General features: G+C 51.0%; 24 protein-coding genes. 11 read left to right on the plus strand and 13 right to left on the minus strand.

The features are described 5' to 3' along the window. Positions 1 to 4: 4 nt before the first annotated feature. The gene (locus PsAD13_RS03815; RefSeq protein ID WP_063317296.1) at positions 5 to 913 is read right to left on the minus strand and encodes a LysR family transcriptional regulator; all 909 of its coding nucleotides are present in this window, start codon (positions 911 to 913) and stop codon (positions 5 to 7) included. A gap of 76 nt (positions 914 to 989) precedes the next feature. On the opposite strand from PsAD13_RS03815, the gene PsAD13_RS03820 reads away from it, so the two are divergent. After that, positions 990 to 1,826 (plus strand): nuclear transport factor 2 family protein, encoded by an 837-nt coding sequence (locus PsAD13_RS03820; RefSeq protein WP_063297760.1) that lies wholly within the window; start codon positions 990 to 992, stop codon positions 1,824 to 1,826. 110 nt (positions 1,827 to 1,936) lie between these two features. Here the strand turns inward: PsAD13_RS03820 and PsAD13_RS03825 are convergent, their stop codons facing one another. Together PsAD13_RS03825 and deoD are read right to left on the minus strand one after the other, a co-directional pair. After that, positions 1,937 to 2,179 (minus strand): YgjV family protein, encoded by a 243-nt coding sequence (locus PsAD13_RS03825; protein ID WP_063297761.1) that lies wholly within the window; start codon positions 2,177 to 2,179, stop codon positions 1,937 to 1,939. Then, positions 2,179 to 2,907, minus strand: a complete 729-nt coding sequence (gene deoD, locus PsAD13_RS03830) for a purine-nucleoside phosphorylase (protein WP_084404319.1) — start codon at positions 2,905 to 2,907, stop codon at positions 2,179 to 2,181. Before deoD ends, PsAD13_RS03825 begins: the two co-directional genes overlap by 1 nt. Before the next feature lie 96 nt (positions 2,908 to 3,003). Between deoD and PsAD13_RS03835 the strand changes: the two genes are divergently transcribed. The 3 genes from PsAD13_RS03835 (at position 3,004) to PsAD13_RS03845 (ending at position 5,846) form a co-directional block, all read left to right on the plus strand. Further along, positions 3,004 to 3,666, plus strand: coding sequence for a Crp/Fnr family transcriptional regulator (locus tag PsAD13_RS03835; protein ID WP_082826958.1), 663 nt, complete (start codon positions 3,004 to 3,006; stop codon positions 3,664 to 3,666). A 225-nt stretch (positions 3,667 to 3,891) separates the two neighbouring features. Further along, positions 3,892 to 5,061, plus strand: a complete 1,170-nt coding sequence (locus tag PsAD13_RS03840; protein WP_063317297.1) for a cupin domain-containing protein — start codon at positions 3,892 to 3,894, stop codon at positions 5,059 to 5,061. Between the two features lie 113 nt (positions 5,062 to 5,174). Continuing rightward, positions 5,175 to 5,846, plus strand: coding sequence for a helix-turn-helix domain-containing protein (locus tag PsAD13_RS03845; protein ID WP_063317298.1), 672 nt, complete (start codon positions 5,175 to 5,177; stop codon positions 5,844 to 5,846). A 9-nt stretch (positions 5,847 to 5,855) separates the two neighbouring features. Here the strand turns inward: PsAD13_RS03845 and PsAD13_RS03850 are convergent, their stop codons facing one another. Further along, complete coding sequence (locus PsAD13_RS03850; RefSeq protein ID WP_063317299.1) at positions 5,856 to 6,245, minus strand: VOC family protein; 390 nt, start codon at positions 6,243 to 6,245, stop codon at positions 5,856 to 5,858. Positions 6,246 to 6,404: 159 nt separating this feature from the next. On the opposite strand from PsAD13_RS03850, the gene PsAD13_RS03855 reads away from it, so the two are divergent. The 3 genes from PsAD13_RS03855 to PsAD13_RS03865 all read left to right on the plus strand — a co-directional run bounded on the left by PsAD13_RS03855 (position 6,405) and on the right by PsAD13_RS03865 (position 7,975). Next, a complete protein-coding gene (locus PsAD13_RS03855; RefSeq protein WP_063317300.1) occupies positions 6,405 to 6,593 on the plus strand; it encodes a hypothetical protein in 189 nt (62 codons plus the stop codon). Positions 6,594 to 6,604: 11 nt separating this feature from the next. After that, a complete protein-coding gene (locus PsAD13_RS03860) occupies positions 6,605 to 7,063 on the plus strand; it encodes a hypothetical protein (RefSeq protein WP_208986401.1) in 459 nt (152 codons plus the stop codon). Positions 7,064 to 7,513: 450 nt separating this feature from the next. Next, positions 7,514 to 7,975, plus strand: a complete 462-nt coding sequence (locus PsAD13_RS03865; RefSeq protein ID WP_063304355.1) for a pyridoxamine 5'-phosphate oxidase family protein — start codon at positions 7,514 to 7,516, stop codon at positions 7,973 to 7,975. A 224-nt stretch (positions 7,976 to 8,199) separates the two neighbouring features. Here PsAD13_RS03865 and PsAD13_RS03870 read toward each other — a convergent pair whose 3' ends face one another. The 3 genes from PsAD13_RS03870 to PsAD13_RS03880 all read right to left on the minus strand — a co-directional run bounded on the left by PsAD13_RS03870 (position 8,200) and on the right by PsAD13_RS03880 (position 13,065). Then, positions 8,200 to 8,655, minus strand: coding sequence for a hypothetical protein (locus tag PsAD13_RS03870; RefSeq protein WP_063317301.1), 456 nt, complete (start codon positions 8,653 to 8,655; stop codon positions 8,200 to 8,202). A gap of 161 nt (positions 8,656 to 8,816) precedes the next feature. Then, positions 8,817 to 9,293, minus strand: a complete 477-nt coding sequence (locus PsAD13_RS03875) for a hypothetical protein (protein WP_063286588.1) — start codon at positions 9,291 to 9,293, stop codon at positions 8,817 to 8,819. Between the two features lie 127 nt (positions 9,294 to 9,420). After that, entirely contained in the window at positions 9,421 to 13,065 is a 3,645-nt protein-coding gene (locus PsAD13_RS03880; protein ID WP_063317302.1) for a hypothetical protein, read from the minus strand. 225 nt (positions 13,066 to 13,290) lie between these two features. On the opposite strand from PsAD13_RS03880, the gene asd reads away from it, so the two are divergent. Both asd and PsAD13_RS03890 read left to right on the plus strand, forming a co-directional pair. After that, positions 13,291 to 14,184, plus strand: a complete 894-nt coding sequence (gene asd, locus PsAD13_RS03885; protein WP_063294170.1) for an archaetidylserine decarboxylase — start codon at positions 13,291 to 13,293, stop codon at positions 14,182 to 14,184. A 91-nt stretch (positions 14,185 to 14,275) separates the two neighbouring features. Beyond that, positions 14,276 to 15,073, plus strand: coding sequence for a phytanoyl-CoA dioxygenase family protein (locus tag PsAD13_RS03890; protein ID WP_057461629.1), 798 nt, complete (start codon positions 14,276 to 14,278; stop codon positions 15,071 to 15,073). Positions 15,074 to 15,119: 46 nt separating this feature from the next. On the opposite strand, the gene PsAD13_RS03895 is transcribed toward PsAD13_RS03890, so the two are convergent. Further along, positions 15,120 to 17,777 (minus strand): hypothetical protein, encoded by a 2,658-nt coding sequence (locus tag PsAD13_RS03895; protein ID WP_063294168.1) that lies wholly within the window; start codon positions 17,775 to 17,777, stop codon positions 15,120 to 15,122. 96 nt (positions 17,778 to 17,873) lie between these two features. Beyond that, positions 17,874 to 18,335: a hypothetical protein gene (locus tag PsAD13_RS03900; RefSeq protein WP_063286593.1), complete on the minus strand. Its 462-nt coding sequence runs from the start codon at positions 18,333 to 18,335 to the stop codon at positions 17,874 to 17,876. Between the two features lie 251 nt (positions 18,336 to 18,586). Between PsAD13_RS03900 and PsAD13_RS03905 the strand changes: the two genes are divergently transcribed. Next, positions 18,587 to 19,918 (plus strand): MATE family efflux transporter, encoded by a 1,332-nt coding sequence (locus PsAD13_RS03905; RefSeq protein WP_063317303.1) that lies wholly within the window; start codon positions 18,587 to 18,589, stop codon positions 19,916 to 19,918. A 65-nt stretch (positions 19,919 to 19,983) separates the two neighbouring features. Here PsAD13_RS03905 and PsAD13_RS03910 read toward each other — a convergent pair whose 3' ends face one another. Both PsAD13_RS03910 and PsAD13_RS03915 read right to left on the minus strand, forming a co-directional pair. Continuing rightward, complete coding sequence (locus tag PsAD13_RS03910; RefSeq protein WP_063317304.1) at positions 19,984 to 20,352, minus strand: hypothetical protein; 369 nt, start codon at positions 20,350 to 20,352, stop codon at positions 19,984 to 19,986. A 150-nt stretch (positions 20,353 to 20,502) separates the two neighbouring features. Then, positions 20,503 to 21,438, minus strand: a complete 936-nt coding sequence (locus PsAD13_RS03915) for an AraC family transcriptional regulator (RefSeq protein ID WP_063317389.1) — start codon at positions 21,436 to 21,438, stop codon at positions 20,503 to 20,505. A 194-nt stretch (positions 21,439 to 21,632) separates the two neighbouring features. Here PsAD13_RS03915 and PsAD13_RS27535 point away from each other — a divergent pair, with 194 nt between their 5' ends. Continuing rightward, positions 21,633 to 21,989: a hypothetical protein gene (locus PsAD13_RS27535; RefSeq protein WP_153040837.1), complete on the plus strand. Its 357-nt coding sequence runs from the start codon at positions 21,633 to 21,635 to the stop codon at positions 21,987 to 21,989. Positions 21,990 to 22,031: 42 nt separating this feature from the next. Here the strand turns inward: PsAD13_RS27535 and PsAD13_RS03920 are convergent, their stop codons facing one another. Together PsAD13_RS03920 and PsAD13_RS03925 are read right to left on the minus strand one after the other, a co-directional pair. After that, positions 22,032 to 23,294, minus strand: coding sequence for a glycerate kinase (locus tag PsAD13_RS03920; protein ID WP_063317305.1), 1,263 nt, complete (start codon positions 23,292 to 23,294; stop codon positions 22,032 to 22,034). 177 nt (positions 23,295 to 23,471) lie between these two features. Further along, entirely contained in the window at positions 23,472 to 24,482 is a 1,011-nt protein-coding gene (locus PsAD13_RS03925; RefSeq protein ID WP_063317306.1) for a proline racemase family protein, read from the minus strand. Between the last annotated feature and the right edge of the window lie 48 nt (positions 24,483 to 24,530).

A 24,530-nucleotide genomic window follows, 5' to 3' on the forward strand; every position in this document is an offset into this window, starting at 1 on the left:
TGCTTTAGGCTTTCAAGTTTATGCCTCTCGTCAACTTGTCGCTCCAGAAAGAAAGTCTCGGATTAGATAATTGGCTTTCATGCACAAACAGAGCGAGACACATTGGCGGCACAGGCAAAGGGGGGCATGCAGTTGACAGACTGCCAAGGGAGCCGGATTGAAGCATTGAGGGAAGGCAGACAATCAGATCTGTACCTTTCAGAAGAACACCTAGACTATCAAAGTCAGAAACGCGTAGCGCGATGTTTCTCTTCAGGCCCTGCTCAGCTAACAGCTGATCAATCCCTGAGCTTCTGATCTCACCATGAGAAACCACTGCATGGTTTGCAGCGCAATATTCTGTTAAAGTTTGAGGCGCAGAACGCACAGAGCTGTCGTAGAAAACAGCCATTTCCATATCGACTAACTTACGTTGAACAATATCTCCACCCTCTTTCAAAAGAGTGGGGAACAACGCCAAGTCAACATTTCGGTTTCGTAGATTTTCGCGAACTTCCAGCCAGGACCCGGTCGAGCGCAGTTCCAGAGTCATGCCGGGTGCGAGTTTCCGAAGTTCATTGAACATCGGCTTGACCAGGAGATCCCGCTCCAATGCATTCGCTGCGATCTTGAGCGTCCCTACATCTTGCTCTGGTAAGTACGAAGCAGGCATGGCGAGAGTGTCGTAATCTCTCAAGATTCGGTGTGCAACCGGTAAGATCTGAAGCATCCGTTCTGTTGGCTCAATGCTATTGCCCACACGGATATAGAGTTGATCAGCCAAAGTCTTTCGAGCACGCTCCAGAGAGTAACTTAGCGAGGATTGCGTCATTCCCAGACGAGTAGCAGCGCGGGTTACGGAGCGGGTCTCATTCAACTCCACCAACTGCCTAAGGGTTGAGCCATCTAATGTAAGGTGATCGAAAATCTTCATAACCTGAATCTAATAGGTGTTATCGCTAGAACTCACAAGGCCGTCTATATCTCGACGTTTACATATGGAGCGTCCGATGAAATTTCTATCGAAACTGACAGCAGTCTGTTTGATCTTATTGTCTTCTGCTGGTCTTGCCGGTGAGTTGGAAAAAAACAACAAAGAACTGGTGCTAAATGCTCTGGCAAAAGTGTTCGACGCACAAAAGACTGAGCTGATTGAGACCTATTATCACCCGCAATACATACAGCACAGCCCAGAGGTTAAGGACGGTGTTGACGGTCTGAGCGAAGCGATCACGCAGATGCGGGAAAATGAAATTACCCCTGCGAGAGAAGTCGTGCGCGTTGTTGCTCAAGACAATCTTGTTGCGACGCAGTCACGCGTCACAATTGGTGAACACACAATGATTGTTGGAGATTTATTTCGTGTCCAGGACGGGAAAATCATAGAACATTGGGATGCGAGCCAGATTGAAACATCGAAATCAAAAACCGCCAATGGCAATTCGATGATTGATGGCGGAGGGAACCCGAATGCAGATGTTTCCGAGGCAGACCTTGCTCGGAATAAAGAAATGGCTACTGATTTCTTTGCTAAAGGCATTGCGGGTGATGTCGCGACTCTCAAAAGTCTTTTTGGTGAAGAGTATATTCAGCATAACCCGCAGGTTCCAAATGGGATTGAGCCAATCCTTGGGTTCTTCAAGAACAGTGACGGTAAACTCAGCAATGTCACCGTGCACCAAACCGTGTCTGAAGGGGACCTCACATTTGCTCTGGTAGAGTATGCGGACTGGGGGAATGCAGTGATCGAGATTGTTCGGCATGATGATGAGGGAAAGATCGTAGAACACTGGGATATCGTGCAGGAAATTCCGAAAGATTTCTCGCATGAAAACGGTATGTTCTAGATCCTGAAATATTTCGGCTATTGAGGGATGAAAAGAAAGAGCCGGAGGCGATGAAACGCTCTCCGGCTCTCAAGTTTACAATTACCTTGGCTTGATGGGAGGCGAGTGCCTTACGCTTCTGCTGGCGTAAGTGCTTGTTGTTGTTGCCTTCTCAGTTTTGCCAAGTGGTAAATGTTGATGAACACGCACATGCCGTTGAGCAAAACAACCGGGTAAGCATCAACTGCAACACCATAAATGGTGAACAGGATACAGCCGACCATATTGATTACACGAAGCCACAGGACGTTGCCCATCAGGAGGGAAGTCATCACAGTGATTGAGGCCAGATAGCCTACAAGTTCCATATTCATTATGCCGCAGCCATTTCTGGTGTTGTTGCATATGCAGTTTCCAGAGCCAGTTCCATCATCTGGTTAAAGCTGGTCTGGCGTTCTTCAGAAGAGGTTTCCTCAGCCGTGATCAGGTGATCGGACACGGTCAGCACGCACAGCGCTTTCACACGGAATTCCGCAGCAATTGCAAACAGAGCCGCAGCTTCCATTTCAATAGCCAGAACGCCCATTTTCTGCATCGCTGGCAGCAGTGCAGGGTTGGAGCCGTAGAACAGGTCACCGGAAAGGATGTTACCAAAGCGTGGCGACAGACCCAGGCCACCAGCAGCATCAGAACATGCCTTCAGCAATTCAAAATCAGGTGCAGCAGCATAGTCATAGCCAGCAAAGCGATCGCGGATCATTGCGGAGTTGGTGCTGGCGCTTGTCGCGACAATCAAATCACGCAGTTTCAGCTCTTCATCAACACCGCCACAGCTACCAACGCGAATGATTTGTTTCACGCCGTAGAAGTTGATCAGCTCATGTGCATAGATAGAGATGGATGGCATGCCCATACCATGTGCCATAACTGAGATTGGCTTACCCTTGTATTCACCAGTAAAACCAAGCACATTACGCACGTTTGTTACTTCGCGTACATTTTCCAGATAGGTTTCTGCAATATACTTTGCGCGAAGCGGATCACCCGGCATGAGGACTGTTTCAGCAAAGTCTCCAGTCTGGGCGTTGATATGCGGTGTCATCAGATTCTCCTATGCAGCTTGCAAGGAGAAGGGTAGAAATATCTCCGTTTCAAAAACAGGACAATTGTCCGTATCTCTGAATTAAATAATGCAAAAATGACAATTAAATCGCTCGCAGAAATTGGACATAAGGAAGTATTAGAATGGGTCAAAACTGGTCCGTTTCTTCTACGCCATATGGAGCCCGGAGATTACCTGCTCCGGCAAGGCCAAAACCTTGAACATCTGTACTGGATAGAGGATGGCTTCTGCACGGTTAGCTATACCGCAGCCAATGGGCGACGCTTCAGTCACGGCAGATTCAATATCGAAGATCGCCTTTACGGTGAGATCGAGTTTTTGACGGGCAAACCAATTCAGTTCGACATCCGCTGCGATGGTCCCGTCAGCGTGCGCGTTATCCCGATTGCAGAGCTGGAAGCCCTGTTAGTGCAACACCCTCATGTGGGCATCTGGCTCAGCCAATGTCTGGCCGACACCTATCAGGGTGTTATGGACAGGGTCACCTCGCACTTCATGTACCCGCTGGCCTACAACATCGCCAAAGACCTGCTCCTCCGTGAGCGCGGCAACAAACCACCAATCCAGTTCGAGCGCGTCTTCCGCGAAGCCGAGCGCTTCGGCTGCTCAGAACGCGTCTACCGCCGCGCCGTCAGTCAACTGATCGAAAACGGCTTGGTCGAAAAACGCGGCCGCGAACTCAAAGTCGCCAACCACACCAAACTCGAACGCTACCTGGCGGAAGAGGAAGAGCGGTAATCACACGGCCCTCGGTGCCTCCGCAACAAACATTAGCCCTCATGGAGGGCGTGATGTCGTGATGCCTTGCGAACCTATCTTTCTCTGAACTTGCCCGAGCACAAGCGGTTAACGCTAACCGCAGCATTTCGGTTGCTTGAGCCAAACAACGACCTCCCACCATTGCTCAGGAATGGCGTCGTGATAGTATGTGCGCGCTGCATTTCCTGATCGTAGGGAGGCAACATGTCTGGCGCATCAAGACGGGACTTTTTCAAAGCTGCTGTGGCAGCAGGTATGGGCGGAGCGGTTGCGACACAAGCCTCCGCAGCAGAATACCCATCAGGGCCATTTTGGAACAACGTTCCTGAACCGGATTTGGCCAACACAGAACTTCCGAGGTTCAAGTTCGAACTGGAGAAGACCAAAGGGCGCGTTGATGGTGGCAGTTTCGGCAAAGAGGCGACTGTCGAGCAGTTCCCCATCTCGACAGGAATTGCCGGAGTCTCCATGCGGTTGGAGCCGGGCGTTGCCCGAGAGCTGCACTGGCACGCGACAGCAGCAGAATGGGCCTTCGTCATGGATGGTCGCTGCCGCACCACGGTTATCAATCCCAATGGCCAGTCTTCGACAGATGACTTTGACCCCGGTGATGTCTGGTATTTTCCAAGAGGTCACGGACACTCAATCCAGTGCATTGGAGATGAGCCCTGCCACTTCATTCTGATCTTCGACAACGGCTATTTCTCTGAGTTCGGCACGTTCAGCATCACCGATTGGCTGGGGCACACTCAGAAGAACATACTGGCAAAAAACCTCGACATGCCGGAAAGCGCGTTTGACAACTTCCCCAAATCGGAAGCCTACTTCGTGCACGGTGTCATCCCGTCAGAACAGCCAACGCTTCCGCATCAGGGCGAGTTCAACCCCACTCCGGAAGCGCACAAATACAGCCTGATGAAGCAGGAACCTAAGGTGACACGCAAGGGTGGACGGATATGGCGTGTCAGTCAGAATGAATTCCCCATTGCGACCACCATCACCGGCATTGTTCTGGAGCTCGATCCGGGGGCGCTGAGAGAACTGCATTGGCACCCCAACGCGGATGAGTGGCAGTATGTGATGGAGGGCAGCATCGACGTGACGATGTTTGGCGCAAAAGGCCGGTATGCCATCGAAACGCTGAATAAAGGCGATGTTGGCTACATCCCACAAGGCTATGGCCATTCTATTGAAAACACAGGTACGAAAAAGGCCCGCATCCTGATTGCCTTTAACACGGGGGAGTATCAGGCCATCGACCTGTCAGAATGGCTCGCCAGCAATCCGAATTACTTGCTGACAGCACACTTCAACCGGCAATCCAAAGCAGTCAGGCAGTTTCCGAAGCGAGATGTTTTCATCGCCACGAAGTAACGATATGCGTATGATCAAAGAGGTGAGGCATTCGGAGTGAATCCGTTTGCTCCCTCGTTGATCTGATGGCAAATTGCCTGAAGGCACCACCAAGCAAACAGGGGAGGGAATGTTTGCAGCACAATCACACATGCGCGTCCCTGCCTGAAACGCTTGCTCAGGTCTGGCATCATTCGGGTGAACTCGGTGTCTCCGGACCAATCTTGCCGGATGGGTGCAGAGATCTGATCGTCACGGAAGTAGAAGGCAAACGCCCGTCGTGGCATGTGTCAGAGCTGTTCGATGAGCCGCACCAGACAGAACGCATAACTGTTAAGCGCATGATCGGCTTTCGCCTGAAGCCGGGCACGCAGGTGAACGAACACGACCTGATCAAAGCGCTGAGCGTGCTGGGCTCCTGGGATGAAACCACCATCTGCAAATTGCTTGCAGACCACACCCGCCTCAACACCAGAGTATCCGAAGCGCTGGGCTGTATCGCGGAGGAGCAATTGTCCATTGCCGCCTCCGCTGGAGCGTTGGGGGTGACGCTCAAAACTTTGCAGCGCACCTTGGCACGCCACACCAGCCGCTCGCCTGTCTACTGGCGCCAGCTCGCCCGCATCCGCAAAACCGCGCGTGCTATTGAAACCGCAGAAGGTTGGGCTGATTTCGCCCTCGACAACGGCTTCTCCGATCAGGCGCATATGACCCGCGAGTTCCAGCGCTGGTTCGGCACCTCGCCCATGCAATTTGCCGCAAACTCCGGCTTCAAACGACAGGCTCAATCCATCGCCTTCGGATAAGCACCAGCCTCAGGCCGGGGCCGTCACTGGCGAGCAAATCTCAATCAGAAAGCCGTTCATGTCCTTCACGTAGGATGTCGTCTGCCCCCATGGCTCGTCGTTGACCTCCTGCACAAGCTCAGCACCGGCTGCCAATGCTTTTGCAAGGTTGCCAGCCACATCGTCAGTCTGGAATGCAATCTCAAAGCACGGATTGCTCGCATCCGCCTGCGATGGATTTTTGCCAAGGTTTTTCATCAACTCGTAGGAGGAGAAGGACAGTGTCGTCTCACCAGTTTTCACTTCGCCATAATCCTCTCCCTCAGTGATCAAACCCGCCTCTACATCAAACGCCTTGCAATAAAAGTCGATGGTCTCACGAGGGCTCTCAACGTACAGAATAACGTATTTCAAATGCATGGATTTCCTCCTGTTTTCATGAGGATGACCCTAGTCAGGCACGGTGCCTACGTATTGAAAAAAAGCGACACTTTCATCGGCAACACCCTGATCAATCTTGAATGCAAAGCAGAAGGAATCTGCTAGTCTCCCTCAGGTTCCTGCCAGCGAGGCTGTCTCATGCGCAATTTCCGCAAAGTTCTGTACGTGCTCATCACCTGCTTCATCAGCATCTACGGCGCCTACTTCGCCTACACATCGTTTTATGAAGGCACGCTGTTCAACGTCATCGCGGGCCTGCTGATTTGCACGGTTGGCATCATAGGCCTCTACGGCACATTTAGCGGCAAAACGCAGGACACAAAGTAAGGAGAGGGATGATGCACGACTTATCAGAATACAAGGCAAAATCAGGAAGTTTCGAGCCAGTCTGGACAATCGAAATCCAGACGCTGGAGGAGGACACTGACCGCATATTAGACGCCGTCATGCAAGTGCACCCGCTCAGCTTTGGGCGCTACCAGCGCAACGCCAGTATTTCGGCGGTTGGCAAGGAAACCGCCCAGCCCGAACCAAACTCAACCACCACAACCCACATTGAGGGCTTTCAGGCTGGCATGACAGAGACCTACCCCATGGTAGAGCTCAAAATCTCCATTGAGCGCGACCCGAAAGTGCTCGAAAAAGTCATGGACGCCATAATCTACGCTCACCACTACGAAGAACCCGTCATCTTCCTGCGCGAAGACTGGGCCAGCCGCGCCGCCTACAACCCCAACAGCACCAACCCAAACCGCTGGTGGAACAACGGCAAAGGCATGCCGGAAAAGGTGGGGTAACTGGGGAAGCCTACTTTGGAACGCATCCACCACACAGAAGTGATTGTTGGAACGACCTCTGGGTAGCGAGAGAATAAATTGTGCGGGAAATGCAGTTCGGACTTGATGCTAAGAGAGATGAGCCTAAGCTTTTTTAGTGAGCCTGACGTCTTCCATATATGGCTGCGGTAACTGTGTGGAGGTTAGAGACCATACAGATTGCCTGACATGGGTGTCAGCTCCTGTTCCGACTTCTTGTCAATGGGTTTGCTCCTTACATTTCAGGGCGGCATAACCCTCATGGGCACCAGAGCCCAGAGAAGCATGAAACAACCAAGTAGCTTAGGAAGGTGCCCACTTTCACTGACTCATAGAACCTTGATGACAGGTTTGCACGGAGCAGTGGAGCACCCAAGCAAGCACTCAATGTGGTCTTCTGCATGAAACACCAATAATTGGAGGTGTTTGAAAATGAGCAAGTACGACGATACCATCAAACTTATTGAAACACGTTGCGGAAACAACAAAGAAGTGGTTATTGCCCTCGCGACAATATCCTTATCTGAGAAGGAAGCCGGTAAACCCCGCCCTTCAACCCGCATGGTTTGCGCCTATTATGAAAGTGGTACGTTTTATGTTTCCACTGACGCAAGAAAAAATAAAACCTTACAGATAGAGCAGAACAACGAAGTTTCTGTTTGCGGTATGGAAGGCTTTTCTTTCCAGGGAACAGCTGAAAATCTCGGCTGGGTGAAAGCTGAAAAGAACTCAGAAATTAGAGCGAAGTTCAAAGATATCTTCAATTGGTTTGATGAAGAAGGCGATGAAGATAACCCCAACTCAATCGTTCTGCGCATTACCCTTTCTGAAGGTACGATCCTTGATGGTGAACAGGCCTACGGCATCGATCTGGTCAATAAGGTCGTCCATTAAAGGCTATCCGTTGGGGAGCACAGAACAAGCTTTGGCTTTGATTTAACAAGCATAGAAAGCAAGCAGAGGCCTGACCTCTGCTGAACTTGCCTGAGAGGCAATGCGCTTCTCAGGCAAGTTCAGTGTATCTCCGAAAAGTGGAAACCGGTTTTCGGATAAAGATACGCAAGCACAACAGCTAAAGCAGTTCAGCTTAAATGCGAACTGCTTTAGCTAAGGTCTGCTTAAAACTGAACCGGCACAGTCTCGCCGGTAGAAATCTTACACTCGCCAACGCCGCCATCTGAAAAGCCAGAGCTTGGGTTGCTCAGAGTAATCTGGCACTGCATGGAGCGAGCAGCGCTGAACAGCACGCCTTTGGCTCTTGAGTTGTACGTGGTGGAAGAGCTGGTGGAGAAGAAATCATCGTCGTCATCGTCATAGAAGAACCCGTCTTCGACGCTCTCGGTCTGCTTTTTCTCTGTCACCAGCTTACCGGTGAAAAACTCGCCGCTGGAAAGAGTAGCCACAGCGGAGGCCGCGCCATCATCGAGGAACTCTTCGGTCACCTGAAAAGTCACGCTCTGGGAGTTCTTGCCGTCTTTGCTGACAACACGTCCCTGTCCGGTTGTGGTGGACTGACAACCCGCCAAAACTGCAACAGCAGCAACGCACACACCGATCTTGAAAATAGTCTTCATTGTAATTCACCAATCCCGAAAAGTTAAATGTCGGTTTTGGCTGTCTGGAAGTCGTTTCAAATAACGCAGTCACCACAGCCAAAAGCCCCTGAACCGGCTGTAGGTCAGGGGCAACTTGGTCGGCAATCACAAAAAGCACAGTGTGAGAAAAATTTCGCTCTCTAAAACTCGACTGGGAACGACCCACCAGTAGAGAGCTTACACTGCCCAACACCACCATCAGAGAAACCATCAGCCGGATTGGAAAGCGTTACAACACAGCGCATGCTCCGCTTTGCGCTGAACAAAACTCCGCGGGCATAAGGGCTGTATGTGGTTGAGAAGGTGGAGACGAAGAACGGCCCGTCGTCAAAGCCGTCAAAATCATCGAAGTCGTCGAAATCATCAAACCCATCATCGAAGTCGCTTTCTCCAATGTTGGTGGTCTGGCTCTTCGCAGTAACGAGCTTACCGGTAAACACCTCGCCATCTGGCAATGTGGCCGTTGTCGCTGCTCCGCCACTGCCAAAGAAGTTCTCGGTCACTTCAAAGTTAACCGCTTTACCGCCCAGACGACCTTGCCCGGGCGTTGTTGTTTGGCAACCCGCCAAACCAGCAATGGCGACCAGGCACAAACCTGTCGTGAAAAAGCGTCTCATTCTGCGTTCCAATCCCGAATTAAAATGCAAACAACTCGGGGCAGAATTACAGAAAAATGTTGCCAAACGTATTCAAACACCGCTTGCAACAAATGCTGAAACACCAGCGAAAATGTACATCGGCAGACTACTTTTTCTTGCCGTGGCGCACAGCTCCACGACGCTTGAAAATGGCTTTACGTTTCTTGATTGTCTGCTGCTTCAGCTTCCGCTCCATATTGGCGATAATAGTGTTAAGGAAGCCAAATTGCACCTCTGCTTCCATAACCCTGCCTTTGCTCAGGAAACTCTCAATCTTGTAAGCTGCCTCACTGGCTGTTTCGTTGTTGTCTATAAAGAGGGCCAGATCGTCATCATCCTGAATAGCACTGCGTTGGCCGAAAAGTTTGTTGACGGTATCAGTCAGCTCCTCAACTTTCGCCAGATAACTCTCAATTTTCGCAGCAGTACGTTGCCCACGTTCAAACGCAATTCGCACGCTCTCCATAGCAATCTGGGCATTCTCAAGAGCATCCCTGGCTTCATCTATCCGAGCGAGATCTTCTGCCTTGCTGAGATAAGCTTCGGCATTCTTGACCATGCTCTCAAATTTAGCGAGCTCCTCGGAGTTCTTAAAGAGGTCCTTGCTTCTGTCATAGGACTTGAGTTCGCGATAGATTTGCTCAATGCCAATCTTAATATCTTCCTTAGCATCAAGATCCGGTGTCTGGTCTTTGCTTTCTTCTTCAACAGCTGGCGCAGGAGCCTGCTGCAACATCTCTTGTAAGATCGATGCGCATTCATTGAACTTGTCGAACTGCTTCTCCGCCTCCTTCCCTTCATCAATTTTCAGATGATCCAGCATGATCTGGATGCAAACCAATGCCCTTGCGTGATGTATCGCAAAGCGCTCAAGAAGCGCTTCATTTCCGTCAAAGCGATACTGCTCGGCATACAGCTTTGACAATAAGGATTGTCTGTCACCGACTTCCAGGATCATTTCAGAGCGCAGATTATCCCGATCGATGCGTGTTGCTTCATAGGCTTCCTCAAAAGCTCTCCGGTCATCCTCAATCTTATCCATCATGGTTTTGGCAAAGTCGACGAGTTGATCTTTGATCGCTTTGCGAAGATTAGTCAGCGTTTCCTGAGAGGTTTTGTAAGAGCTATCAAATGAAGTCAGGTCGATGTTCCAGGCATCAAACTCAGCGCGTTTTTGATGAATTCCGGCAATAATGTTCTCATAGTATGCCGCACCTTCAGACAAACCATTCAACAATGAGCTCAGTATCTGTCGGCTGTTGTCCTGTATCTTCTGCAGGATGATCAGATCTTTCTTTGCTTCAGAAAGAGATGCACGTGCGCTTTCCAGATCATCACCTGCAAGTGCCGTACTGCCTTCTTCATGATGTTGCATTGCGTCAGCATAGGCAGCTTCCAGATCAGTCACATACTCATCAACACAATGCGGTCGTGCTTGACTGAAAATCGTATTGATAGCGGCGTGGGTCTGATCAAATTGCTGCACCAGCTCAGCCTGCTCCGCACTATGAGGATCAAGAGGTGCCTGTTGCTGCGCTGGGTTCGGTGCAGGCTCAGCTTTTCTTTTCATTTTCTTCCGCGGTGTCTGCGTAACGCAGCGTTCCAGATTTGCCAGAGCGACCTTGAGATTGCTCAAAATGGCCCGTGCATCCCTCACTTTACCTTCCGCAATCAGCCCTTCCACCTGAAAGGCGAAATCTTTGGCAATACTGTTGTAGCTCAGGAAGTCGTTTTTATGGTCAGGATCTTGCAGAGCGGTCCCTTGCTCATACACAGCATTGATCCGGTCTTTCGCAGCTTCGGCATCTGCAAGATAACCCTCAACTTTTGCAGCAGTATTCGCGCCGCGCTCATAGGCAATTTCCATGGAATCGAGCGTAATACGAGCATTGTCGAGCGCTTCCTCTGAGGCCTCAAACCTCTTCCGTTCCATAAGGACCGATGCTTGCTCGGCAAAGCCTGCAGCCTTGTCATGCAGGTTGGTGTAGATCAGCCGCTCTTCGTTGTCTCTGAAGACACTGCCCATACTGTCATAATCTTCAAGTTCCACATTGATACGTGCAATTGCCTTTTGCAGCATCTCCCGGGCTTCAGCTTCAGTCGCAGCAGTGTTGACCTGCGGCATCCACTGCAAGCTACGGGTTTCTTTCTCCAGTTTTTTCAAACCATTGCGTGAGTTTCCAATAGCCTGATCAGCTTCCTCAACCCGCTGGCCACCCACGCAGGCCTCTGCGTAATCAATAAGTGCAGTCACTTCACCGCAAAGGGCATCAAAGCGGACCAACTGCTTGCCACCAAACTTCTCGTCAGCCTGCGCGTATCTCTCAAAGTCTTTGCGCGTGTCTGCCAGTGGTTCGAGTGTTCTGCGAAGATCCTCAATTTGCTGAGTTTGAATCTGAAGCATTGATTCCGCTTCAGTTATGTAGTCCCGCATGTCAGCCGCACAGTCACGAATGTCCATGATGCTCTCTTGAGCAAGACGGACACTCTTGGCCAGGAGATCGGTACGCGCGCTTAGGATCGCCGTACGGGCAGATTGATAAGCTGCCTCGAAAGAGGGGAAGTTGACACCGTGGTTTTTTACAATATCCCGTTGACCGTTAAGTCCCTCAACAGCGCTTTCCTGAGCGGTGACTTCACCTGAAAGTCTCTTGAGTTCCTCCTCATCGAAACCTTCCGGTGGAGTGATCTCGATTTCTGAAGTTCCAACAACTGCCTGCAACAACACCTGCTGCATCTGCGAAATGAGCTTTTCAGTTTCCTCCAGCGCGTTCTCACAGTCTATGCCGCGGTTGCTGAGAACTGCATCGTTTGCTTTCTTTGCTGCAGCCGCTGCTTCGCCATAAACCTTATCAAAGGTACTTTGCTGCTGTGGGCTATTATCCAATGTGACGCGCTGACCAGCCAGATCTCGAATTTCTCGCTGAGCGATCGACACCTTCAGCAAAAGCGCGGTACCAGCAGCATCCGCGTATCGCTTCGCGCTGTCCATCGCATCTTTCAGAACAGTGTATCTCTCTTTTGCAACTGAGAGCGTCCTGTCGACCTCTGACACCACATAACCGGAGATCGCTCTGTTCATTTCCGTGAAGTTATCTCGCGTCGCGTCATAAGCCTTATCGACTGCAGACAAGTCCACATTCCAGAGCAAGACAGGCTCGCGCTCTTTGTAGACATCCTCAACGCGCTTTTGTTGCAATGCTGCAGTTTTCTTAAGCTCAACCAGCTCCTCAACCGCATTACCGCGCCCTTTTTGATAGGCGGATTGCATTGTCTTCAGGTATTGGTCCGCCTTGTCGGTGTGCGCTTTGATTGCGCCAAGATCCGTGAAACCGTTCTCATCCTCTTTTCCAACCAGATCTTTAGCCAGCTCAATCTGTTCTTCTCCCAACTCCTTAGCTGCTTCAAAAAGATCCTGACTTTCATCCTCTTCGGTAAAGACAGGTTTGCGTTTTCCGGCAACCCTGATGGACTTGGCAGCCTTTCTGAGACGCTTGAAGAGATTTCCGAGTTCCGCATCGTGCGCTTTTTTGCGGGCAGTCAGCTCATCATCTGGTTCCGCATCGGTTTTTTGAGTGACCTCTTCATTACTCTCAGCCGTTGCATCAAGGGAAACGTCATCAAGCGGGATGTCTTCAAATTCACCCTCCTCAGTGGGATCTCCCTCCACCAATGGGAACTTCCATTGCAAACGCCTGTAGACCTTTTGCGCCCAGTGGTGCTGTTCTGAAGTGAGCTTGTTCTCCGGCATAGGAAACTCCGCAACGTGATGGATTGTTGGTTGTAACTTAGTCTCTGATGTTCTGGATTTGAGGCATAATCGGGCGTTTGGCATGAGATTTGAGCGAACTAGTGAAGATAGAATTGTGACCACTTGCAGATATTGAAATAAAACGAATGGTTACTTGCCGCGCGGCTTGCCTTCTCTGAGTATCTCACCTAGTAAAGCCTCGTAATTTGCGAGCAAGGCTGCCAGATGTCTGAGAAACAACCCATTATCGTTATTGACCGTGAAACCGGCACAGAGTTTGAAGAAACGGTTCTGGGGGAGAAGTGGATCCGTTGGGCCTATCAGGATTCCAGCTCAAGCCTGATCGAAAAGCTGTTGTTCCGCTCCGCTGCGCTCAGCAAGGCCATGGGCTGGTATTATGACAGCCCGCTTTCCAAAGGCAAAATCCAGAGCGCGATTGATGAGCTGAACATCGACACAGCAGAGTTTGCAGACCCGCAGGAGAGCTTTGCGTCTTTTAATGAGTTCTTCATCCGTCACCTGAAAGAAGGCACACGCCCGTTCGATATTGGCGCAAACACCATCGTTAGCCCGGCGGATGGTCGTGTATTGGTCTTCCCTAAGTTGGATGAAGACACCTTTACCCCAGTGAAAGGCCATCCATTCTCCATCCGCAAAATGCTGCCAGATATCGCAGATCGCTTTATCGGTGGTTCACTGGCAATCGTGCGCCTGTGCCCGGCAGATTATCACCGCTATCACTTCCCTTGTGCGGGCGAAATTGTTAACGCAAGAGACTTTCAGGGTGCCTACCACTCTGTAAACCCGATTGCTCTGGGCGCTGGTCCAGATGTGTTCGGCGAAAACAAACGCAGCTACACACTGCTCAAGACCGAAAATGCGGGCACCATGTGCTACGTGGAAGTCGGCGCGTTTGGTGTCGGTAGCATTGTAAACACAAAGACTTCCGGCCACGTCGCTAAGATGGATGAAAAAGGCTACTTCAAGTTTGGTGGCTCAACAGTTGTTGTCTTGTTTGAGCCGGGTGCGGTAAACTTTAGCGAAGATCTTGTCGCCAACAGTGCTGCAGGTAAAGAAACTCTGGTTAAAGTCGGTCAGCCCTTCGCAACGGTTGCCTGAGAAAATCTCCAGATCGCCTAGCATAAGTTGTATTTATCCAGCGTGACTCTTCGTCCAGACTGTCGGCTTCGCTAACAGACTGGACGGGGCTATGCCATCTTCACTTATCACTCAGGACCACATCGATACCTACCAGCGCGAAGGTGTTGTACTGATCAAGGGCCTCTTTAAGGATCATGTAGATCTGATCAGGGCTGGTATTGAGCGGAACATGGCAGAGCCGGGAGAATATGCAGCAGAAAACCTGAAGGAAGGCGAGGGCGGTCGCTTCTTTGATGACTACTGCAACTGGCAGCGTATTCCTGAGTTTGTCGAGGTGGTGAACAACTCACCAGCGGCAGAAGCAGCAGCAGACCTGATGCAATCCCAAACCGTTCAGATGTTCCACGACCACGTACTCGTCAAAGAACCGGGAACCTCCAAAGCAACGCCATGGCATCAGGATGGACCCTACTACTTTGTTGAGGGACAGCAAACCGTCAGCTTCTGGTCGCCAATGGACGCGGTAACCGGCGCCACCTTGCGCAGTGTTGCTGGCTCTCATCTTTGGGAAAAGCCCGTGCTGCCAATTCGCTGGCTGTCCGAGCAGAACTTTTATGGCGACAGCGACGAGTATATGCCAATCCCGGACCCTGATGCAGAAGGAATGCCGATCCGCGAATGGGAGATGGAACCGGGTGATGCAGTCGCGTTCAACTATTACACGCTGCACGGCGCACGCGGTAATACCACTGAACAGCGCCGCCGCGCATTCTCACTGCGTCTGCTGGGCGACGATGCCCGTTATATCGAACGCCCGGGCCGCACATCTCCGCCATTCCCGGGTCATGATATGAAGCCAGGGCAAATCCTGCGAGAAGACTGGTTCCCAATCATCTACAAGCGTTGACGATTAAAGATCAGGAGTGCAGTCAGTTGACCGCACTCCCCAAGCTTTAGCTCCTACCAGCATTCAGAGCGTCCGGCTTGAACTCCAGCACCCAGCACGTTTTCAGATGACCTTTCCGGAAGACGTTTCTGGTTTCGCTGTGATACTGAACCTCACGCAACTCCAGAAAATCTGGCAGCTCATCCTGAGCATGGCTGTTCTTGGCGAGCAGCTCACCCCACTCACGTGCCAGTTTGCTTGGCTTATCGACAATCTCTGCACCCAAGCTGATTTCACCTGTTGGCTTCAGGATCAATTGCGTCCGCGTTTCCGGTTGTAATAAAGCCCGCAAGGAACCTGTCAGCCCCGGAAATTCATCAGGCGTCTCCTGAGCTGTTGCGCTTGCTTCCTGCGTTTCCGGATCTTCAACTGTAACTGTTGTGTAATCTGGTTTGGCAGGTTCTGGAGCCGTCTTCTGCTTGACAGAAATCAGATACTCGCTCTTCTTGCCTCCTTCAGGACGCGTGATGGAAACATCAAACAAAGCGACCCAAGGTTGCTCTGAAATCCATTTCTGGATCTTCTTCAGGCTCCCACCCGATTTTTCAATCCGTGCATGAACGTCATCGCGAACATGCTCCATCAGCTTATCCAGCGCAAAATGAGCCTTGCCAAAACTCATCAGCAGGCCATTACCTTTTGTGCTCAAGAAGGTGTCCAGACGCTCTCTCATAGAAGAAAGCTCGCCGGATTGCTTGGTTTGACTGTCTTTCAATTCATTCAGATTGACAGTCAGCGATGCGAGGTTTTTGGCAGCAGCTTGCGGCAGCGCTCTCATCTTGCCGATTTCTGACATGGTATGAGAGGTCGGCTTGTATTCAACCACCCAGGCTGGCTCAAGCATATCGTTCTCAATCAGGAAGCCTTCAATCTTGTGATAGCGAACCTGCTTCAGAATGAAGTAGTCTGGCAACATGGCCGAGATGTTATCACCCCGTTGCTTAGCCGCTACGAGCGTACTGCTCCAAGCCATCGCCAGATCACTTGGCTTTTTAACGATCGGCAGTTCATCTACGCCATCCTCACCAGTCGGCACCAGTTTCAGGGCCTCCATCATCTCATTGGAGCGCAGGCCATTCAAAACCAGTTGAGGTTTATCGCGCAACTCACTCTTCGTCAGTCCCTGCTGCGGAACCACATCACTGTTGTCGAAGAATGTACTGTTGCCTACTGTTCTCGGAGCAGGATCGTGACGCAGCTCTGTGTTGATGTCGTAATATCCGCCATCTTTCTGAATGGAAACGGAGATCAGCGCCGCCCACGGCTGCTTAGCGATCCATGCCTCAGTCTTCTTGGCGCTGTGATGGTCCGCCAGATGCTGCTCAGTCAACTGCGATGCCACCTCACGTAGGCTGGCCAACGCGTACTGCGCCCGGCCATTCTCATGTGAGAGGCTTTCTGTGCTGGAAAGGATCGCATCTCCAAAGCTCATGGCAGCCAGCAAATCATTGCTGGCATTCAGCGCTTCGCCCAGCTGCTTGGAAGTTGCCATTCGATAAGCAACAACATCTTTCTCGATATCATTCAGATAACGCACATCCTGCTCGGTCACAGCGTGTGCTCTGGCAGTATCGACTGCTTCACTCAAACCCTTGCTAAAAGCATTCTGGCGCAAGAGCGTGTTGACATCGCCAACAACTTCTTTGTTCAGGGCCTTCAAGTTCTGGCTCAGGAACACCAGCAGCTCTTTGTGATTACTGGATAAATCCTCTGGTGCAGCCAGTGCTGCGACCTTCAGGAAGGCAAGGAAGCGAGGATCATGAGCGGCATCTTCAAAGATTTGCTTGGCCAACGCACGTGCATCATTGTCCAGCCCGGTTCTAAACTGCATACGCAGATATGTGTCAGCCTTGTCTTGAGCCATACCCAACAGACCTGTGATCAGTCGTTGCTTTTTTGCAGCTTCCGGTCCTTCATGTGCAGTACCTGTCGGGTCATTGATAAAGGCCGTTTTCTTTTCTTGATACGCTTGGAATTGCTGCTCAAGCTCCGGGCTCACCGCCAAATCCAACTCATGCATAGCCAGCATTGCCGGATGTGGTTTTAACTCTAATGGTTCGCTGCGTGGCTGAGGTGCAGATGGTTGCTCAACAGTCTCCAACTTAGGCTGCCCAACAGCTTGGGACGTGCCGTTGACAGCAGCCGTCTGGCTTCCCTCAGGCTTGGGAGTGTCAACAATAACGTAATCGCTCAGATCAGGATCTGATGTCATGTGATCAAGCGTGTTCGCATGTGCAGTGAGCGGGGATTCTGCTTCGGTTGGAACTGGCTTTGCACTCTGCTGTGAGGACGCCTCGGTATTACTCGCACCGTGCCCCATCAACTTCTCTGGAGGTAATCGGTAGCCTTCATAGCGAAGCTTCTTTGCGGCGCGTGACATTCCATCCGTCGGGTTAGATGGTTCACCCTCCGGTTTATGATGCTTGTGATAAGCGAGTGGGCGCAATTGAGGGTCTTTCGCCCCGGCCTTTGCTGGACGGCTGTGCTTTGTAGATTTTCCGTTCAGCTCATCCAGCTGATCCAGCAAGCGATGCACATTCTTTGGCTCGGCATGGCCCAGCATATGCCCTTTATGAGAACTGGTTGTTTTCTTAGGTGTGGCCCCTTGTTGGTCTGGATTGACCTGAGGCTGCGAAATTTTTGAATGAATTGGAGAACGACCCACGGGACACCTCATAAATTCCCGGTGTTGGCCTCCATTGTTCAGGAGTGCCGGAACACCAACGTGAAAACAGTAAATTCCATTGATTTGTCAGAGTGATCAGGAACCAATGATCACCATGTCTGAGCCGTACTTGGGCAAAGGCACATGGATTACATCGTCTGCGCTCTCTTCAGCAGAAGGCTGCGCGCGCTCCAGTCGTGCGTTTGCATCAAGCAGCAGATCAAACGCTCTACGCATAAGCTCAACGCCACCACCCGTAGAAACCTCAGTCCAGTGAGAAACGCGCTGTCCGGTGATCGACGCGATGATATGTGGCTGAGTGAATGCGTTGCCGTTGCTTTTCAAAAGCATGAGAGCCTGGTCAGCAGAAAGGTCAACCTTGCGCAGACCACTCGTCAGTGCCATCATGATAAAATCCTCATGATGTTGGCACAAAATCAGATGACTGCGCTCATCGACGCAGAAGAAATAGGCACCATTACACGGCTCTGGCAGGTCCAGATCAAAACTGGACGAAAACGCCCGAACCAACTCATCAAATGCAGTCGTCTCAGCCATGGCATACTCCTCACCATGAGTGGAAGAGATCTTGGAATGAAGATCTCAATGCAGTTGAGATTGGCACTTCTACAGAGGAGATACTGTGCTGATCGGAACAGTTACTTTCAGAAAATGTAGAAAAACGGAGGCAGGTCGAGAGCTAAGGTAAAGTATAGGTTGAATTACTTATTTTCATCTATCACCCTCATGGGAACGGTGTATGCTGGCTAAGTTAAGTTCCTACCTTTTCTCCGGTAATCCATACTTCGATGATTTCGTTTAAGCATATGTATTTGCGGGCATTACCGCTCTTCCTCACTGGCAGCGCTGCCTTGTTCACCAACTGGACAGACACTTACGTCTCCAGCTATTTCGGTGCACCCGCTGTTGCCGCAGTCGGCATCTGCGGCATGATGTTTTATGTCCTGTTTTCATTCTCCAACGGCTTTTCCATCGCAATCCAATCCTTCACTGCTGGATTTCTGACCAGTCGAGAAAACAATGAAGTGCTGGACGCGTTTGTGGTCTGCCTGATCTTGGGCGTAAGCTTTGGCCTCTTGCTTACAGCAGCTTCAATCTATTTTCTCGAAGACATACTCAGTTTCATGAATCCGGACGCTAAAGTCAGAGAAGCCTCAAGGCGATACCTGGAATTCCTCCTCTATGCGACGCCGTTTTATTATATGTGCGGTGCCTCCCGTGGCCTCCTTATTGCTGTCGGCAAAGCGTGGACCGTCTCCTACATCGGCATTGGAACGCAAATTGTGAATGCAGTTGCAACTGTCATGCTGGCATTTGGTTGGGCTGGAGCTCCTAAACTGGGAATTTCAGGAGTTGGGTTCGGCACCTTCATCGCATTCGCGCTTGCAGCGGTGTTCTATGTGTCAGCAGCGCTACAAGCGATCTCGCAGCAAAAACTCATGCTTGGAGTACTATCTCTGCCTCTGGTTGCTGAGATTTTGAAGAAGGCATTCCTGTCAGCCTCCCAAAGCACAATCTATGCTCTTGGCATTTTCTCAAGCTATTGGATTGTCGGGCATCTGAGCGTTCTAGCTCTGGCTGTCTATCAGGTTATCACGCAAGCAACACTCATCCCGATTTATATGGCAAATGCCTTGGGAAGCGTGGCGATCAGTCAGGTAGGTCAGGCAGTTGGGGCTAAAAACCTGTCAGGAGCTCAACAAGTTGGCCTGAAGATGATCTCAGGCGCGGCCTACCCAATTGTCATCTACGCTCTGCTCGTCATGGTGCTCTCTGAGGACGTCCTGCTCCTTTTGTTGGGAGAAGCATTGGATGAACCGCAATTCATTATGGTGTTCACTCTCTCCTGCTTAATCTTGCCAATCAACATTGCGGGAGCAGTGATGAATTATGTTCTGCAAGGTGCCCAACTGTTCGGGCGAGCCTGGACAGTCTCAGCAATCACGCAATGGCTTGTATTCTTACCGCTGGCTTATGTATTCGGCGCCTCAATGAGTTACGGATTGGCAGGTGTAATTTTCGCGGACTTTATTTATCGCGTTGGCTTGTTCCTGACACAGTACAGTTTCTGGAAAGGCTATTCGGAACCTGCATTGGCGAGAGCCTCAGCAAAAACATAACAAACCGCAGGCCTCTTTCAGACACCTGCGGTTTATTGGCTGGGCAAGCCGTGGAGGGCTTCGCCTCAAGCCGTTGCCATCTCAGTCTCTGGTTTGTGCAAGCTCACAACAATCGCAACCGCCAAGCCGTTTGCGAAGTAGTAAGTGGCGTCCAGGCCGGTAAAGCCGAAGAGGAAAGGGGCCAACAGGAATAGCGCTCCAACCGCTCCATCAACGGCCAGATGTAAACTGTAAGGCAGCACACGGAGCACACCGAACTGATGATCTGTCAAAAGCGTCAAGATCAACGCTGCTGTGCCTGTGCCAACAGATAGCCAAAGCGCCAATGGGTTGGCTGCTCCAAGACCAAGAATGAAGGGCAAACCGATCAACGCAAAGGCAACGGGATAATCCAGATAAGCATGGATGCTTTTTGTAACGAAACGGAGGGACATGACAGGGTTCCTTTTTGACTGTGTCGGTCTTTCGTTTTGGGCACAGTCAGATTAGGAGAAGCCCCCGTTTTGCTCAATTTCAGGACGTTCAAAGAAATATGCAGATCGTTCAGAATGGATATCAATATGGAACAATTGAGCTGATTTCTCTCAATGAGATGTGCGATACGCTGCTGGTGTTATACCCACTTCCTTCTTGAAAACCCGCGTAAATGCAGATTCAGAAGCATATCCGGCAAGCGCTGCCACTTCAGACACGCTCATCTGATCATCAACCAAGCCCTGCTGAGCAATCTGCATGCGCCAACTGGTCAGGTATTGCATGGGCGTAAGACCCATCTTGCTGGAAAACTGCGTCGCAAACCCTGTTCGCGAAAGACCTGCCTCCCGCGCCAAACCCTCTACGCTCCATTCGTGCGCAGGAGCCTTATGAAAGGCTGCCAGCGCTCTACTCAACTGCGGATCAGCAAACCCGGCAAGCCCGAGGTGCTTTTCACCTTCCTGCTCAATGAAACTGCGCAGTGCCTGAGCAAACAAAACCTCAGTCATCTTTAATGCGATCAGATCACCGCCAAGGCGCGTGCCATGCGTTTCATCTCCGATCAGCCGCAGTGTAGCCTCCATCCAACGCCCAGCAGCTTCACCATAGTTTGATATATGGATGTAATCAGGCAGCTGATCAAAGATGAGATGGCGAGCATCGCGAGCCAGCGAGATGTGACCACAAATTAATTGCGTCTCACGTTCATCCTGCTCCCCGCCGTAAACCAACACACCTTCACCGTTGTAACCGGAAAGTTCCAGAACACGATCCAGCGGCAGGATGACTTCCTCTTCAGAGCGCCCGCAATAGATGTCATGCGCGGCACCATGAGGAACGATCAGTAAGTCACCTTGAGCGAGCAACACTTTCTTGCCGGTCTCCTTCACCCGCACCATGCAATCTCCTCGGTGGGCAAAGTGAAAGCGGGCTACATTCTCAAAGGAAGGCACGGCAACGCCCCACGGCACCGTAAAAGAGGTGCGGAAGTAAAGCGTGCCTTTGACGGAAAGGCGGGTGAGGATGTCACTGAGCGTATCAAGCATCATGCAATTATGGATGAGAGGTGCTTAAACGTCTACTCACCTGAACGATCTGATCGATATTGCGAATGATCTACATTATCTGAAACCGTATTGACGTGTTGTAAGCTTATCTAGTTTCACAAAAGTCAGCGTTACTCGTCTTAGCTTGCGAAGCAAAATGCTTCTGTCTGTTAAACAGAATAAAGAAGAAAAAAATGAAACTAAGACAATATTGCCACATTACAGCGCTGATTATTGTAACTGGGCTGACAGCGATGCCAACAACACCTGCGTATGCTGCATCCGATCACGTACTTGAATTCCGATTTGGTGGCAGGGGGCGTAACCCAGTTGTAGACACCATGCGCAACTATATCTTGGGATGTCTGCCTAACAGAACACGGATTGAAGGTGAGAACCCTGTAGCGGCGGCAGGTCCATGGACTGTTAGAGTTCCTGCGATTCAAGGTCGTGAATATTCGAATGCAGATGTTGAACGTATCCTTATGAGTCAGGGATGTGCTCGCGTTCGTCCAATAAAAGTTGAGGGCGTCAGAGCCTGGGGTCCTTAATTTGTTGCCCGAGGCTCGCAGAGACTTAAAGAGCTTCGGGCACTATCTTATCAAGATCGCACGAAAATCGTTCACGTTTGTCAGAGTAGGGCCGGTGATGACGCTGTCGCCAATTGCCTCAAAGAACCCATGCCCGTCATTGTCAGCAAGTGACAGCCGCGGATTGATCTTCTTGTCCCAGGCTCTTTGTAGGGTAGAGGGATCACAGTAAGCCCCTGCAATCTCCTCAATCCCGTCAACACCGTCTGTATCTCCAGCAAGCGCGTAGACGCCCAGCTGGCCATCTAAAGCAACCGCGAGTGAAAGAAGGAACTCCACATTCCGTCCGCCACGACCATTGCCTTTGATCGTCACAGTCGTCTCACCACCGGAAAGCAACACGCATGGCGCTTTGAATGGCTGCCCATGAGAGGCAACCTGCTTTGCAATCCCGGCCATCACAACACCTACATCCGTGGCCTCGCCCTCAATGCTGTCACCCAATATGTACGCTGGAACACCTTGCTTCTCGGCAATAGATGCAGCTGCTTCCAGCGCCAACTGCGGAGCAGCGATCATATGTGTCTCGATAGGACTGAGGCGTGGATCGCTGTCATCAGGTGTTTCACCGGCGCCGTCTTCCAGAATCTCCAGCGCTCTTTCTGGAAGCTGGATCTTATACCGCTCCACAATCGCCAGAGCATCGGCACAGGTGGTCGGGTCAGCAACCGTTGGACCTGATGCAATGTTAACCGGATCATCACCGGGAACGTCGGAGATCAGCAGGTTGATCACTTTGGCAGGATGGCACGCTGCAGCCAAACGCCCGCCTTTGATCTGCGAGAGATGCCGCCGCACGCAGTTCATTTCGCTGATCGTAGCGCCACACCGCAACAGCTCCTTGTTGATGCACTGCTTGTCTTCCAGCGAAAGCCCCTCAAACGGCAAAGGTAGGAGCGAGGAACCACCACCAGAAATGAGGCAGAGAACTGTGTCATCAGCAGAAAGATCGGAAACAAGCTCCAACATACGCTTGGCTCCAGCCAATCCTGCTTCGTCAGGCACTGGATGCGCTGCTTCAATAATCTCGATGGACTTGCAAGGAACGTTGTAGCCGTAACGTGTGATTACCAGACCACTGAGGTGGCCTTCCCAGTTATCTTCCACGGCCCGTGCCATGGCTGCGGAGGCTTTCCCCGCACCAATAACGATGAGCCGCCCTTTGGGCGTGTCAGGCAAAAACTTCGGGATGCACTTTTCCGGTTGAGCAGACTCAATGGCCGCATGAAACAGGTCTCTCAGAAAACGCTTAGGATCAACTGCCATTGCTGATCACCCCCGATTGCTACCGAAAAGTTTCGGTTATCTTTTTGAATTTCTTCGTATTTTCTAGCTTTAACCCGCAACTATTTCCAGCAAAAACCTATAGGCTCCGCTCTCTGATGGGAAAGCGGAGCCTGTCACTTTTCGAAACTTGATCGAAACCTGAAAAACTACAGAGAGTTATCTCAGTAGGAAGCCGTTTCCAACAGGATCATCATTTTCCCGCCAGAAGGTTGCTTCTCCGCTGTAATGTGCTTTGCCTGCTACCTGTGCGATGATTGCATCATGTGGTCCGCAGTTGGCATCCGCGAAATAAGTGCCTTCAAAGCTTGTTGCAATCAGGCTCTCAAATCGCCGCGTCTGCCCTGTGTTAATCAGCCCCTTCGCGGCTTGTGCAGCCAATCTCGCGGTTACACCGGACCCGGTTGGGCTGCGGTCTACCTGGCTGTCAGCAAACACGCAGATGTTCGCAGTTGGGTCAGCGCTGTAAGCGTCATTGCCATCTGTCAGGATAGTTCCATACAGGAATGCAAGATCAGCATCATCCGGATGCTGAAGCGTCACTGCTGCACGAATAGCATCGCTTACAGCGTTTGCAGCATCAACCAGATCACGTGTTCGGGATTTCTGTACATCCAAGCCAAACGCAGAAGCAGGCGCTAGACCATAAAATGCGCCTCCATAGGAGACATCGACGGTCAGTTCACCCAGGCCTTTCACATCAACCGTCACGTCGCGGGAATGAAGGAATGCTGGCACGGAATCGAAGGAGACTGCACCAGGGACACCGTTGTCGACCTCCACAGAAGCAACAACCAAACCACAAGGGCATTCGATGCGCACTTCAGTGACGGGTGATTTAGCTTCAACCAAGCCATGATCAATTGCGTAACGGCCCAGAGCGATCACGGCATGACCGCACATGGTGCTGTAACCTTCATTATGGATGAAGAGTACACCAAAATGAGCATCTGGATGAGACGTTTCAACGAGGATCGCGCCATACATATCGAAATGACCACGTGGCTCAAACATCAGAAAATGTCGGAGGTGGTCAAGGTTATCACGTGCATAGCGACGCTTTGCCAAAATGGTTTCGCCGGGGATCTCCGGATAGCCGTCGGTCACGATACGAAGCGGCTCGCCACCTGTATGCATGTCAACAACACTTATTTTCTGTTGCTTATCCATGTTCTCCCCCAGAACTAGTCGGAATGCCTTATTTCCGAACTGTTTGTC

The sequence above is a fragment of the Pseudovibrio sp. Ad13 genome (assembly GCF_001623225.1).
GTDB lineage: Bacteria > Pseudomonadota > Alphaproteobacteria > Rhizobiales > Stappiaceae > Pseudovibrio.

Coding starts and splice junctions, on each gene's coding strand:
- PsAD13_RS03815 (WP_063317296.1), bottom strand. CDS start 913: ATGAAGATTTTCGATCACCTTACATTAGATGGCTCAACCCTTAGGCAG.
- PsAD13_RS03820 (WP_063297760.1), top strand. CDS start 990: ATGAAATTTCTATCGAAACTGACAGCAGTCTGTTTGATCTTATTGTCT.
- PsAD13_RS03825 (WP_063297761.1), bottom strand. CDS start 2,179: ATGAATATGGAACTTGTAGGCTATCTGGCCTCAATCACTGTGATGACT.
- deoD (WP_084404319.1), bottom strand. CDS start 2,907: ATGACACCGCATATCAACGCCCAGACTGGAGACTTTGCTGAAACAGTC.
- PsAD13_RS03835 (WP_082826958.1), top strand. CDS start 3,004: ATGACAATTAAATCGCTCGCAGAAATTGGACATAAGGAAGTATTAGAA.
- PsAD13_RS03840 (WP_063317297.1), top strand. CDS start 3,892: ATGTCTGGCGCATCAAGACGGGACTTTTTCAAAGCTGCTGTGGCAGCA.
- PsAD13_RS03850 (WP_063317299.1), bottom strand. CDS start 6,245: ATGCATTTGAAATACGTTATTCTGTACGTTGAGAGCCCTCGTGAGACC.
- PsAD13_RS03855 (WP_063317300.1), top strand. CDS start 6,405: ATGCGCAATTTCCGCAAAGTTCTGTACGTGCTCATCACCTGCTTCATC.
- PsAD13_RS03860 (WP_208986401.1), top strand. CDS start 6,605: ATGCACGACTTATCAGAATACAAGGCAAAATCAGGAAGTTTCGAGCCA.
- PsAD13_RS03865 (WP_063304355.1), top strand. CDS start 7,514: ATGAGCAAGTACGACGATACCATCAAACTTATTGAAACACGTTGCGGA.
- PsAD13_RS03870 (WP_063317301.1), bottom strand. CDS start 8,655: ATGAAGACTATTTTCAAGATCGGTGTGTGCGTTGCTGCTGTTGCAGTT.
- PsAD13_RS03875 (WP_063286588.1), bottom strand. CDS start 9,293: ATGAGACGCTTTTTCACGACAGGTTTGTGCCTGGTCGCCATTGCTGGT.
- PsAD13_RS03880 (WP_063317302.1), bottom strand. CDS start 13,065: ATGCCGGAGAACAAGCTCACTTCAGAACAGCACCACTGGGCGCAAAAG.
- asd (WP_063294170.1), top strand. CDS start 13,291: ATGTCTGAGAAACAACCCATTATCGTTATTGACCGTGAAACCGGCACA.
- PsAD13_RS03890 (WP_057461629.1), top strand. CDS start 14,276: ATGCCATCTTCACTTATCACTCAGGACCACATCGATACCTACCAGCGC.
- PsAD13_RS03900 (WP_063286593.1), bottom strand. CDS start 18,335: ATGGCTGAGACGACTGCATTTGATGAGTTGGTTCGGGCGTTTTCGTCC.
- PsAD13_RS03905 (WP_063317303.1), top strand. CDS start 18,587: ATGATTTCGTTTAAGCATATGTATTTGCGGGCATTACCGCTCTTCCTC.
- PsAD13_RS03910 (WP_063317304.1), bottom strand. CDS start 20,352: ATGTCCCTCCGTTTCGTTACAAAAAGCATCCATGCTTATCTGGATTAT.
- PsAD13_RS03915 (WP_063317389.1), bottom strand. CDS start 21,438: ATGCTTGATACGCTCAGTGACATCCTCACCCGCCTTTCCGTCAAAGGC.
- PsAD13_RS27535 (WP_153040837.1), top strand. CDS start 21,633: ATGAAACTAAGACAATATTGCCACATTACAGCGCTGATTATTGTAACT.
- PsAD13_RS03920 (WP_063317305.1), bottom strand. CDS start 23,294: ATGGCAGTTGATCCTAAGCGTTTTCTGAGAGACCTGTTTCATGCGGCC.
- PsAD13_RS03925 (WP_063317306.1), bottom strand. CDS start 24,482: ATGGATAAGCAACAGAAAATAAGTGTTGTTGACATGCATACAGGTGGC.